7 protein-coding genes are annotated in these 13,471 nt (G+C 37.6%); 2 read left to right on the top strand and 5 right to left on the bottom strand.

Going from position 1 to position 13,471, the window contains the following annotated elements:
* The first annotated feature begins 99 nt into the window (after nucleotides 1–99).
* Nucleotides 100–930 (top strand): hypothetical protein, encoded by an 831-nt coding sequence (locus HNS38_RS18505; protein WP_172346870.1) that lies wholly within the window; start codon nucleotides 100–102, stop codon nucleotides 928–930.
* A complete protein-coding gene (locus HNS38_RS18510) occupies nucleotides 927–2,105 on the top strand; it encodes a DUF5692 family protein (protein WP_216663782.1) in 1,179 nt (392 codons plus the stop codon). Before HNS38_RS18505 ends, HNS38_RS18510 begins: the two co-directional genes overlap by 4 nt.
* Nucleotides 2,106–2,280: 175 nt before the next feature.
* On the opposite strand, the gene pbpC is transcribed toward HNS38_RS18510, so the two are convergent.
* The 5 genes from pbpC to HNS38_RS18535 all read right to left on the bottom strand — a co-directional run bounded on the left by pbpC (nucleotide 2,281) and on the right by HNS38_RS18535 (nucleotide 13,245).
* The gene (gene pbpC / locus HNS38_RS18515; protein ID WP_172283010.1) at nucleotides 2,281–4,599 is read right to left on the bottom strand and encodes a penicillin-binding protein 1C; all 2,319 of its coding nucleotides are present in this window, start codon (nucleotides 4,597–4,599) and stop codon (nucleotides 2,281–2,283) included.
* A 200-nt stretch (nucleotides 4,600–4,799) separates the two neighbouring features.
* Complete coding sequence (locus HNS38_RS18520; RefSeq protein WP_172346871.1) at nucleotides 4,800–10,367, bottom strand: alpha-2-macroglobulin; 5,568 nt, start codon at nucleotides 10,365–10,367, stop codon at nucleotides 4,800–4,802.
* Nucleotides 10,368–10,494: 127 nt separating this feature from the next.
* Nucleotides 10,495–11,484: a DUF6515 family protein gene (locus HNS38_RS18525; protein ID WP_172283006.1), complete on the bottom strand. Its 990-nt coding sequence runs from the start codon at nucleotides 11,482–11,484 to the stop codon at nucleotides 10,495–10,497.
* A 5-nt stretch (nucleotides 11,485–11,489) separates the two neighbouring features.
* Nucleotides 11,490–12,215 carry a DUF2092 domain-containing protein gene (locus HNS38_RS18530; protein WP_172283003.1) on the bottom strand — a complete coding sequence of 242 codons (726 nt, stop codon included), beginning with the start codon at nucleotides 12,213–12,215 and terminating at the stop codon, nucleotides 11,490–11,492.
* Nucleotides 12,216–12,363: 148 nt separating this feature from the next.
* A complete protein-coding gene (locus tag HNS38_RS18535; protein WP_172283001.1) occupies nucleotides 12,364–13,245 on the bottom strand; it encodes a patatin-like phospholipase family protein in 882 nt (293 codons plus the stop codon).
* Nucleotides 13,246–13,471: the final 226 nt, after the last annotated feature.

Here is a 13,471-nt window from a genome sequence, read left to right on the forward strand (position 1 = left end):
CGATTGCTTACGCTTCGATTAAATTACACGAGACTTAAATGGGTAACCCTATTTTTTTATATATTTAATGAACATTTATTCATTTTAAAACATCATATCATGGACATACCTATTTGGCAATATGCTTTATCGATGACCATATATATAGTCATCCTCCTCTTGATGGTAGAGGGCATGAGAAAGAACCATCGTTTTGCTTTTGTATTTTGGATAGCAGCCTTATTCACCTTTCCACTCTGGAGTCATAATTTAGATGGCTGGTTTAGATGGGCTAAAACACTGAGCGTACTTATTCCAACCGCACTATTGGTAGGATTTGGTAGAGTCGCCAACTACGAAGACAGACAAGGATTCTGGAAATTCTTTAAAAAAGATTGGATACTTTGGGCGGTTTATGGAGTTTTATTCCTCAATATTGCAGAAGCGACTTTAAAAGACTTTGAAGCTGGATTAATTCCCAACGCTATAGTTGGAGTGGTTTTATGTATTAGTATTCCTTTGGTATATGCCAAAGGACAAAAGCAAGCTTGGGTCTTTAGCAAAGAAAAACCAGGCGATTTACTAGCCTATACCACTGCAGGTTGGAACTTCCTATATACTACTTGGAACCTTGCCTTTGTATTTGGAGAAAACGCAGGCTTTTTTGCCAGCTCCTTCTGTATTCTTGTTGCTGCGGAACTCTACCCCATTCTCAAGAAACGCCCAGAATTATATGTCACAGCGCGAGTCTATACTTTAGCATTACATATTCTCATTAGAGCTACTTACGACATCTTTACACCAACTATGGATTCTTCAGCTTGGGCAAACCCAACCGCATTGGTTTATTGGGGATGGATTAACCTAGCCATCGCAGTTCCCTTCACTATTGTTTGGATCAGAAATGTGATAAAAAGAAGAAAAAATGCAGATTTAAAGATAGCCGCATGATGAGTAATATTAAAAATTTAAATAAAAGCATTCTACTGGGTCTAGCCCTAATACTAACTCAGTGGAATGTTCTTTCAGCGAATCAAACAAATCATGAGGCTGCTGATGTACAAATTGGAATGTACCAAGGCGTTTTAGATGGTGACCCAGGAGAAGGAGGATTATTCTACCGACTAAATTTTATGGAGGAGGGCATGATAGAAATCACCAAGCAATTTGGAGGCAATAATCTTAAGGAAATAAAATCTTGGGAACAGCAAGGTGAGTATATTAGTATCACGAGCAAAACTGGAGACCAAATACATGACTTTGATGAAGCCAAGATTGAGCTGTTGAGCGCAAAGAAGATAAAATATAATAAAGGCCATCATCAATTCTATATCCATAAATATAGCGGCTGGAAAACAGCTTTGCACTGGGTGGGCATGCTTGTCCTTCTCATTTTACTCAATGAACTTTTCAGAAGATATAAAATACCCACATTTGCTTTCTATATCATCATTCCATTTTTGGTGATTCCTCTGATTGCTTATTTGGGATATACAGAAGTCAGCTATTGGTTTAAATGGGTGAAATTATATTCCGTGGTATTTGCCGCCATTTGGTTTTCTTTCATGAGATATACCAAACTGGGCTTTGCTAAATCTGCTCGCTTTGTAGCCGCAGCATTCCTAGCCATTAATATTGCAGAGGCTGTAGGACAAGATTTCTCTATGGGATTTATCGCGAATATTCTTAATGCCATTGCCGGAATACTGTCTATCATAACTCTTACCGGATGGAAAGACATTCAAATAGATGATAGCAAAGAAAAAGACTTGGTTTGGCCAGCCATGACCACATTATGGATTATAGCCTACGACATCTGGAATTTTGTATTTGTATACTTAAACTTCCCAGGCTCTGCCGCCAACCAATTCTTGGTACTTCTTTCTTGTACCATTCCTTCACTTTTCATTAAAAAAGGTACTTGGTTACAGGCTAGAGCATTTACTTTGGCAGCTTGGTTTATGTATTACTTTATCAGTCCAACAGCTGTAGAAACCCACTTGGTTCCTTTACCAAGGACTGATTTTCTAATGTTAGCATCTGGAGTAATTAGTATTGTAGCAAATCTCATATTAGCCTACGTGGTTTTTAAAGACAAATGGTCGGCAAAGAAACAATTAGCATAATATAAGAATTGATTTTTGATTAGAGTTTTTTTGTGAAATTGAAAGTGGAATTCCTGTTATTGGGATTTCACTTTTTTTTGTAATAATCGGATGGTTTCTTTTTTAATCTGAATCACTTGTGGATACATTATTGCCACGAAGGCGCTAAGGCACAATGCTTTTCAAAGAAAAAGATTTACTCCACCACCTCAAATCGCCATTCCAGAACCTCCCCATTTTCATCCATGATAGTCATTTGGTGCTTTCCTGCTTCTGTATCCAATTCCATACGATGTTGCCCAATGCTTTGCCCTAGATATTCTTGGTCTAAATGCCAATATATGATTTGGTTGGATTGTCTATGCACCACTTCAAAAACCACTTTCCCTTTACTTCCATCTAATTCTCGTGGAATAAGAATTTTAGTATAATTCTTCGGATAAATGATATCCATTTCATTTTTTGAGGATTGTAAACAATCACTTTTAAATGGAGGTAATGACTGATAAAAAGGATTATTCTTTTTATAATACCACTCCGGGATAGGTGGTAATACAAACCAAGACTTTGATTTCATTTCACTCACAGAATAACAAGAGCTCGTCACCCTAAACTGCTCGTTCTTATCTAAATGAATGATTTGGTGGAAAGGACACACTTTAGTATTTACCGATTTCTTTGGAAGCATAAGCTCCTCTACTTCTTCACAGGCATCAGCGGCCAAATATCCACTCCTAGCACATACTTTTTGTGGAATCAAATCCCAATCTGGCTGTTCAAACCATTCTCCTCTTGGCAAGGAATTAAAAACCTTAAACATCACAGGAGCCGCCATACTTAAACCCGTTAAACCCGGTCTTCCTTCGCCATCTGCATTTCCTACCCAAACCGCTACCACATAATCGGGAGTAAAACCAATAGCCCAAGCATCTCTATGCCCAAAGCTGGTTCCTGTTTTCCAGGCTATATTCTTAGCCGATTGGAACTCTTGCCATCCACTTTCTTGCCAAGGTCTTTTCACTTGACTTAAAGCTTCAGCAGTCCACCATAATGCCCCCACATTAAAGGCATCATCCTCCGCTATTCTTTGATGCTTCTCATTCAAATCAAAATGTGCAGGGAAATCAGAACCATTATCATTTAATCGCTGAGCCATTCGCATATAAGCATTAGACAAATCCCATAGACTAGATTCAGCACCCCCTAAAATAACAGATAAGCCATAATGAGAGGAGGATTTATTGATATGATGCAAGTCTAGTTTCTTGAGATGAGTAGAAAATCGTTCTAAGCCGTAATGTTGAAGATTTCGTACGGCAGGAATATTGAGTGAACGAGCCAAAGCTTCGTCGGCAGGAACCATCCCATCATAACTTTCTTCAAAGTTTCGGGGAGAATAGCCAGAAATTTGAGTGGGAATATCCTCCACCAAAGACTTTGGGAGTAAGAATCCATCCTCCAGCATAAAAGCATAAAGAAAAGGTTTTAAGACACTGCCTGTGCTTCTTGGAGCCTGAATAATATCCACATCTCTTCCACAACCTTCTTCTTCACATTCTGTATTCCCTACATAAGCCAAAACCTCAGAATTACGTACATCCAAAACCAAAGCTGCCATATTATGAATCTCATTTTGGCTATAAATACTGTGGTAATCTGCCACCAATCTGCTGAGTTTATTTTGCAATTCTTTATCGACAGTAGACTGAATACGTTCTCCTTTTTCCCCTTCAGAAATCAATCTATCCAATAAGTGAGGAGCCTGAGATTTTACAGATTTCGCCTTGGAAACAATGGCTTCTGATTTTGCCAAATCACAAGTCTCTTGGTCGATAATTCCATTACGCTGCAGCTTATCCAACAATCTATTACGTTTATGAAATAGTTTTTCTTGGTTCTTCCCAGGATAAATTAAAGATGGAGCATTTGGCAATACTGCTAAGGTGGCCATTTCTCCCCAAGAAAGTAAATAGGGACTTCTACCATAATAACGCCAAGCCGCGGTTTCTAATCCCACCACATTGCCTCCAAAAGGGGCATGTGCCGCATACAATCTCAATACTTCATCTTTACTATAAGACAATTCCATTCTAATGGACCAGAAGACCTCTATAGTTTTTTGCCAAAGGCTTCTGGTCTTAGCTTTTCGCGCCAAGCGAATGGTCTGCATACTCAAAGTACTCCCTCCACTCACAATACTTCCCGCTTCTAAATTTTGTCGAAATGCTCTAAACAAAGAAAATGGATTCACTCCCGGATGCTGATAGAAATATTCATCCTCAAAAAAAGTAATGCATTGAACAAACTTATCCGGCAAACTATCTGACATGGGAAAACGCCATTGACCATCATCGGCAATTCTTGCTGATAATAATCGACCATGCCTATCATTCAAGATAGTACTATAGGGCTCTTGGAATAATGGCTTTGGAATTAAGAAATAAAACCATAGCACTAGAGTCAACACAAGGCCTCCTAGCAAATAATACTTATATTTTTCAAGCTGCTCTCGCATTAATTCTTGTCAAATCAATTTTCAAATAATAGATTCTTCACATTTTCGTTATTGCACAAAGGGTTCAAAGTAGGCACAAAAACCACAAAGCATCCTAAATTACAATTCCATTAAAAGTGCAATCCCTTTTTCTTCTCTGTGAACCTCTGTGGCTTCTTTGTGTAACTCTGTGAAATAACTCTTCTTTTACCTTAAGAATATTATTTCACCTCCACCCACTCACCAGAAACCCGAGCATTAATATCATGATCATACATGGCTTCACAATAGGTGGTAGGCAAATAATACTTTCCCTGATAAGCCGCATTCAATAAGACAATAAAGGTTTTCCTTTGTCTTCTATCCAAGTCAAAATAGGTCAAAACTCTATCATCTCTAATATCCTGATAGGTATATGAACTTTCAGACGGACCAGAGAAGCCTTCATCCATTCTCATATTCCTGATTTCCCAACCTGAAGGGAATATTTGTGTTAAAGCCATATCTCTATATCCTTCTCTGATACCAGGATGCACGAGTTCCACTTCTGCCATAAAATCACTTCCCTGCTTCAGGTTTTTAGGGTCTATTTTCTTTCCATCTAAATCACGATAGGTGATATTCATCTTCAAATGATTTTCTGCATTTGTAGTATCTCCAATGGCTGGAATACCTTCCAACAATAAACGGACAAACTGAGTTTGCTCAGCGGTATTCTTAATAGAAAGACTCCTCTCTTTTGTATTCTTGAAGTCCAAATCTATTTGTTTGATATGAGCTGAAGTCTTGATTTTTTCTCCGGCTTGTTGATCAAATTTCACTTGGAAAGTTAATTCTTGATTCTGCAAATCTGTAGTTCCAATAAATTTAGAAATGGCTAAAAGCGAATAGGCTGTAGTTTGAGTACTCAACCACCTATCAGAAGCTAAACTAGAACTCAACTCATCGAATAATATTTTTGCATTGGATTTTTCACCCAAAAGCGCTAAGGTTTCTAAAACTATAGCTTTATTCCTATTTTCACTTCCGTAAGTATTAGAATATCTATATTTAGTATCCACTTTAATACCAGCGTCCTTTATCATTTTCTCTGCTACTGTCTTCTTTCCAATCATATAATAAGCAGAAGCCAAACAATATTTGGTAACCACATTTAAATCGGTTCGATTCTTCAATCGATTCATGGCACCTAAAGCAGGAGCATCTGCCAGTGCTAAGGTATATAAACGATAGGCCTGAGTCAATTGACTTTGAGACTGTGCAAAGGCAGTCCCCTCACTTGTCCAGCTATTGGCTTCTTGCTTCTGGAAATTAACCCAATTATGTAATAAGCCCGGAGGAAGTGCATAGCCTTTTGCTTGGGCTTCTAACATAAAATGCCCAGCATAATTGCTTCCCCAAGCATTATTTTCATCCATACCAGGCCAATAAGAAAATCCTCCCAAATAGGTTTGGAAAGAACGAAGTTTATTTAGAGCAGCTTTAATATTCTCCTCTGTTTTGACAGTCTGATTTGGGCTTAATTCAACAAAATTAGACAAGTATAATTGGGCAAAAACAGCCGATGTAGTTTGCTCTATACAACCATGAGGATATCTAATTAAATAGCTCATCCTCTTCTCTAAATTTAGAGGAGGAATATTAGAAACTTCCAGAGTTCCTGTATTAGTTCCATCTATTCCCACTGGGCTATATTGAGTGGTCCAGGTTTCGCCTGCTTCGAGAACTGCCGATTCCACATCTGCAATTCTTGGATTAGGCGCTCTCACATCTAATTCCACTTCATATATGGCTTTTTCGCTTCCACTACTCACTTCTACTTTCACTTTTCCTATTCCAATGGCATCAGCTACTTTCAATTGAAAATTCGCTACTTTATCTCCTTGCCTTTCAAATGTGAGCATCTGTTCCTTGGATTCCAATACATGGAATAAACTATTAGCTTCTACCTTTACTTTTACATTTTTAATTTGGTCGTCCATGGCAAAAACAGTGACAGGAAGTGTAACAGTCTCGTCGGGACCTACCACCCTTGGTAATGTGGCCAAAACCATCAAAGGTTTCTTCACCGGACTGGTTTCATCAACAGAGCCATAGGCAGTACCTTCTTTAGCTATAAGCATAGTCCTTACTGAGCCCACATAATTAGGCATCAATATTTCATGCTCATTTTTCCCATTGGCTCCTAGCTCAAAAGGACCTAAGAATTTCACAACAGGTTTAAAACGATTGGCTTTGGCTCCTCCATCAGCATTGGCAGCTTCATCACCACCAATGGCCAAGAGACCAGCCATTTTACCAGTAAAAGCTCCCATCACGTAGGTATACATATCCCATGTGCGAACACTCAAGGCTTCTTTAGCATTGAAATGGCTCCATGGTGAAGGGGTTTTAAAATTCGTTAAGTCGAGTAATCCATCATCAACCACTGCTAAAGTATAGGACATTTTACGTCCATTGGCCTCCTCCACTTTTACCTTAAACTTTTTCTCGGGCTCTAATTCTTTAGGCATAGTGATTTGAGGATGAAGATGAGATGCTGCATTCTCGACAGAAATAGACTGAACTCCAAACATACGAATGGGTAAATCGTTTTTCATCTGATTATGCGCTTGTAATAAAGTCAAATGGATATATACATTGGGACTCATTTCTTCGGTAGCTTCTAGTTCAAAATCTTTCTCCTCCTCTGATAAATTCACCCAGAAATTCTTGATGATTCTAGCTCCTGTTTCCACACTCACTAAAATACGACCTCCTTTGGCAGTCGGAATATTTACTTTGATGGTCTCCCCTATTTGATATTTTTCTTTATCGGTGGAGAAAGTCAACATTTCAGCGCCACCGGGGTTTTCTCCAGAATCACCCCAACCATTATAGGTCACATAAAACTCTTTTCCGGTGCTATGTCCAGAGATAGGGTCGACGACCCTAATATACTTCCTGCCGTAGAGCTGTCCCCCAAGATTCATCTTGTATTGGGCTTTTCCGTCTTTGGTATCTATGGTTTCTGATTTTAATAGATATTCATGTCTGTTTGAAACATAATGAGCCAAATCGTTGTCAGAAGAACGTTCCCACCACCATCTCCAATAGATATTATAGATTTCAATTTTTAATCCTTTGCGATCTACTGGATTTCCATTTTCATCTACTGTTACGATAGGAATCATTTGATCTTCGTCAGAATATAAAGCACCATTCCAGCCTTTTACTTCTGGTATTTTCACACCCACATAAGAGCTATAAGGAGAATAAGGAATACTCATTCTGTTCACGGAGAAATCACCTCCTTTTTCGAATGCTCTGATTTTAAAGTTTGCTTTGAGCATTCCTGGAGCATGATCACCAACGTTAATCTTGGGCTGCATTTCCGCTATTCCATCCTCATTTACTTGTCCATCGAAAACCATTTCTGCTTCGGAATAAAAAGATCGAGATTTGTCCTGAAAGCTATAGCCATCATATTTAGGAAAAGCTTTTTTGTAAGGACTTAGTTTCATCTCTACATCGGTTTTTAAATCGCTAGCAATGGCACCATGTAACCATTTCACCTCAATTTCTCCCTTAATGGTTTTATCTTTTGCCAATAATGGAGTTCCAAAATCCAGTTTCACTTTTAGGCGATTGGGCTTAATGGCTTCTATTCTCAAATTCTTAGTGAATACGGCTCCACCTACTTTTACTTTTGCCCTCCACATTCCTGTTTCGGCATCAGCTGAAGTGGCCGTTCTAAAATCGTAGATTCCACCTACAGAATTATTAGAAACTGTTCGATAAAACAATTGCTGACGAGGAGTATATAACTCAAATACTACTGGGTGATTTAGAGGCAAAGTCCGTTCTCTATCTTCTAGCATAAAAGTCATATACAAGGAATCCCCAGGGCGCCATACGCCGCGCTCACCATACATATATCCTTTGATCCCTTTTTCATTTCTTTGGCCACCAATATCGAACATACTTAAGGATAAAGCAGAACCATCATCCAAACGAAGATAGCCTCTTTGCTTATCATTTTTAGCAATGAGGAGATATGGTTTCTTATGTAAATCAACTTGCACAAAACCATTGATATCAGTTGTTTGAGTTTCTATTAATTGTTGCTGAAAATTATAAATTTCAACATCTACTCCTGCCATGGGCAAAGTATTTCTTAAATCGGTAATGGCTACTAAAAGGTGATTTCCATGACCGCCTTTAGCAATAATGCCTAAATCCGATGCCAGGATATTTCTTCCCACTACATTACTACTATTTAAATAATAGGATATTTTACAAGGGTCGTCTCTTTCATAATAATTATAATTAGCTCCATAATAGGAGTTATTCCCGGAGTCATAATAATAGTAATATCCAGAAGGACTATCCCAATCCTCGTCTGAACTCGTCACCTCATCAGCTTGCAATTGGGATGCTCCATCTTCATTTTCACAAACATAAAGGGATTGATTTATATCGAAACTCAGAACAATACGATATATGGCTCCAGGGTCTACTTCAATATAGCTAGAAAGATCAATGGCGAAATTATTCCACTGACCATAATCGATGGCCTCCTCGGATTTTAATGGCAATTCACCTTTATAAACTAATCTTCCTACTCGTTTCAACTCCTCTGTCCCACTCAGTTGATTATTCTGTAAGAACTGCATGATATTATCCTCAAAGACTTTAATGATTTTAATATTTACGGCACTTAATCCTACCGCTTTAAATGGAAAAACAAGACCATTGGAGGAGGGTAGAATATTACCTTCTCCTATCAATTCTACAGCAGGTTTCAAACTTTTAAAACTCACAACCTTTTCAAAAGTCTTACCAAGTTGATAAGCCTCTTTGTTTTTTATAGAGCTACTCACCATCAGCTTATAGCTTCCAGTCACTTTTTGATTTGGAAATACCTTAATTTGGTTGTCTTGTATTAAAGTTCGAATACTGAGTTCCGGGCTGAAATAAATCAATCCTGTTAAATCTAGCTCTTGGTCTATAGGGTCCGAAAACTGAATCTGAATAGAAGGCTCACCACTTTGTATCACCTTCACATCTAAAACACTAAAATCACTCAGCGAAGGAATTTCAAACTTCTTTTCGCCCTCTTCATTAATCCCTAAGGCTTTTCCATCCCAATGGAGAATCACCTCTTCCACTTTCGCTTTACGTTCCACACTATCTATGGTAAAATAATGCATTTTCCCTCCATCTTGATGCTGCCAACGAATACTCAATTTCTTTCCTTTTTGATAAGCAGAAATTCCTGATTCTAGGGCTTCAGTTTGAGCAAAGTCATAACTTAATGCCACCCCCTCTATAACCTGCCATTTCAATTCGCTTTTATCATAGGCATTCATGGCTTCAAACCTTATATCTATAGATTGCTTCATTACTTGAAACTGGAATTCAAACTTCTCTAATTCACTAGGAACCTGAAGCAATTTCCCTAAGCTAAACTCCGCTTTAAATAACTGACCAGAAGGCAATTGTTTTTCAGGACGAAATTCGATAGTTTGTGCATCGAGCCAAAAGGCTTGTCCAGCAACTTTAGGACTAAAGTCAAATACCGGTTCTGCTAAAGCTTCTCCAGATACCGCACCAGAATGACTTTGCGACAAACGAACTTTGATATTAGATTGATTGCTCACTACATCGCCGGTAAAAGCAGTAATATAGCTGGTATAGGCGGGATCAATTTTTAATGGTTTCTTTTCGTCACTACAATTGGTGAATAGGATTACGAATAGGAAAACTGTTATAATTAGGCCTAATTTGTTTGATGAAAAGGGATTCATAGCGGTCGATTTTATTTGCAGGTAAAGGTAAGAATTACATTGGTAATGAAAATAATTTTGCTTTAAGAATAAACATAAAAAAAACCCTAAGGCTTATGCTTCAGGGTTTCTATTTTTTAAAATAGCTCTACTCTATTGGTTCCATCTCTACTACTTGATAAACATCTTTTCCATCTTGTGAAAGAGGCTGGAAATAAATATCATTATAGAACACATAGTTTTGTCCACCAATTTCAACTTCTTCACCACCTTCGGGGATAGTAGAAACGATAGCTCCATCTGGTGCATCAATAACTTGGTACCCATCGTCTACTTTATTATAGAAAGCTCCTCCAAAATAATAGTAAGTGATTTCTTCCATGGGAACTGGTTCCGCCTCTTTAGGCACCTCCACTACCACAATATTTACTGGAGCTGGGACTACAGTATAACCGCTAGATGCTTGTACATAATACACTCCAGAATCATAATAATATTGCTGATTATGTATAGATACAATAACGGCAGTGGCTACCATAGTAGTGATAAGAAAACCAACGGGATGCCAACGTGGGCCATAATAATAGGGGCGATAAGGATGATAATGATAGGGATGGTATCCTCGGTGTCCATTATAGTATCGACTGCTATGGCGGGTGTTTACATGAACATTTCTATTCACATTTACATTCACATTGGTACGGCTATTATTAACGTTCACCTTATTATTAGAACGATTATTCACCGTATTTCCGCTGCGATTATTGGAATTGTTCCCTTTTTTGTTGGATACATTTCCGCTGCGGTTATTATTAGTGGTGTTTTTTCTTTGTTGATTAGAATGATCACGGGTTTGAGTTCCTTTGTTTCTATTCTGCGTTTGACTTCTATTGGCTTGAGTAGCACTTTTGTTTCTATTCTGACTTGTGCTTCTTTGCTGAGTTTGAGGTCGAGATTGTGATCTTTGAGCACCTCCGTTTACTGAGCGATTTCCTCCACTACTTCTATTCATCGAACTTGATCCGCTTCTTGAAGCTCCTCCTCCTCGGCTATGATTCATTCGTTGGGCCATGACATCATTCATACTCATACCTATAAATAAGAATAGGGTCAGGATAATATATATATACTTTTTCATGGGTTTTATTTTTTGGGTTCTAATTTTACTCTTTTGGCATCCTCTCTAGGCACGAAATTAAAAAGGCGGTCAGGCAAACTTGGGTTATGCCTCCAATTGGAAAGCACAGCATCATAAACCAATTCATTATCCATTTCTTTATTATAAAGACTCAATCCAAGAGGTAAAACCCCCATTTTACTTCTTGACAAAGTAAAGATTGCTTCTAATTCAGAATTAATACCAGCAATTTCAATAAGACTTCTTTCTTTTAAATCTTCCTGATTAAGATATAATATGGAATCAAAATTATTGATCATATCATCGGTAAAAGTAGGATAGAAAAAATCGGCTGCTGGAAAATAAATCCCATAATTCTCATGGATAGCTTCAATGGTTTCAATGATATTCCCAGGTGCTGCCGTGGTATCGTATTCTGCAGTTAAATAGTTATAATAGGCAAACTGAGAACCATTATACCAATAAGCTCTTGATAAATCCTCTCCACTAGAGTAAATATACATTTTGTTAGGCCCACGAAAATAAACATCATGAGTTACTTCTTTTAATTCGCCTCCTTCTCTCAAGGCCTCAACGGTGATGGTATAACTACAAGAATTCATTTCTCCAATAGTAGAACTCAATTCATCGAAAGCCACAATGGCTTCTTCTTCTAAATATTTTGGTTTGTCACAATTGCAGGAAGAAAGAAAAAGAATTCCAAGCAATAAGAATACGACTTGATACTTCATAAGGGTAATTTTAGTTTTTAGCGATTTTATTTGCATTTGCTCACCACCATATCCATAGGGAGAACAGAAAGATCAAATTTAAGGAAAATATTTCGGAGTTTGAAAGATTATGTTTTATAAGACTTTTATAAACAGACAAAAGCAATTCCTAATCTTTTTTTATAGTTTGTAAAAATGCCATCCTACCAATTTCAACAAGCTCCTCTGCTTTATAGAAGTCGTAGGTTCCAGCAGATTCTCTGGAAATCTCCACCAAAATATCTGGATGATGATGCATTAGATTCAACTTAGTTTGTTGTTCCATCATTAAATCTACCGTCTTGCTCATGAGGTCAAAATAGCCTAGTTTTTCTTCTTTTAGCTCTTCTTTACGGCTGGGAACTAGTTTATGTAATTGTTGATAGAAATCTTTCATCCTTTTCTGATAAGCATTCTCTTTTTCTTTGGTTTCCTTTTTTGTAAGCATGGGTTTAATCACCGGAACATTAGCTCCAACATCTACAGCTACTAAAATATCTCCATCAACTCGTTTAGCATAACTCATGGGGAGGTTATTCATAAGGCCACCATCAACCAAAAAACCATCCTCAGTTTTTACTGGAGTAAGTACATTGGGAATTGAAATACTTGCACGAATAGCATCGTAGATACTTCCTTCTGTAAATACAACTTCCTCTTTTTTGATGAGGTTAACAGCCAATGCTGCGAAATAAATAGGGAAATCTTCGATGGGTTTATCGCTAATAAACTCTTTCATTCTATTGAGCACTTTATCGCCTTTTATCATGCCATGTGTACTTAGAGTGAAATCCACAAGATTAAAAACCTTTCTTCTATCTAAGGTATACATCCAGTTTTTGAATTCTTCCATTTTGCCCATAGCATAAACACCTCCAACGAGAGCTCCCATAGATGTTCCTACTACGCTATGAATTTCGTAACCACGCTTTTCTATTTCCTCTATTACACCAATATGAGCCAAACCCCTAGCTCCTCCTCCGGATAATACTAAACTTACTTTTTTTGGCATTGACACTGTTTTTTTTATTGCCACAAAGGCTCTAAGATACTAAGATTCACAAAGATATTATATTTTAAATTAGCCACTAAGGGACTAAGGCTCAAAATTTCACAAAAAAATATTTAATAGATTACTTGTAACTAATCAGTCTAATATTAAATTACTATAAGTGCTTTTAAGAAATGATTTTTTTGTTTTGCCCCTTCCCCATGGGCATTAGCGTTAACTTAAGCTG

This window comes from Lentimicrobium sp. L6 (assembly GCF_013166655.1).
Taxonomy (GTDB): Bacteria; Bacteroidota; Bacteroidia; order Bacteroidales; family UBA12170; genus UBA12170.

Coding starts and splice junctions, on each gene's coding strand:
- HNS38_RS18520 (WP_172346871.1), bottom strand. CDS start 10,367: ATGAATCCCTTTTCATCAAACAAATTAGGCCTAATTATAACAGTTTTC.
- HNS38_RS18535 (WP_172283001.1), bottom strand. CDS start 13,245: ATGCCAAAAAAAGTAAGTTTAGTATTATCCGGAGGAGGAGCTAGGGGT.
- pbpC (WP_172283010.1), bottom strand. CDS start 4,599: ATGCGAGAGCAGCTTGAAAAATATAAGTATTATTTGCTAGGAGGCCTT.
- HNS38_RS18510 (WP_216663782.1), top strand. CDS start 927: ATGATGAGTAATATTAAAAATTTAAATAAAAGCATTCTACTGGGTCTA.
- HNS38_RS18525 (WP_172283006.1), bottom strand. CDS start 11,484: ATGAAAAAGTATATATATATTATCCTGACCCTATTCTTATTTATAGGT.
- HNS38_RS18505 (WP_172346870.1), top strand. CDS start 100: ATGGACATACCTATTTGGCAATATGCTTTATCGATGACCATATATATA.
- HNS38_RS18530 (WP_172283003.1), bottom strand. CDS start 12,215: ATGAAGTATCAAGTCGTATTCTTATTGCTTGGAATTCTTTTTCTTTCT.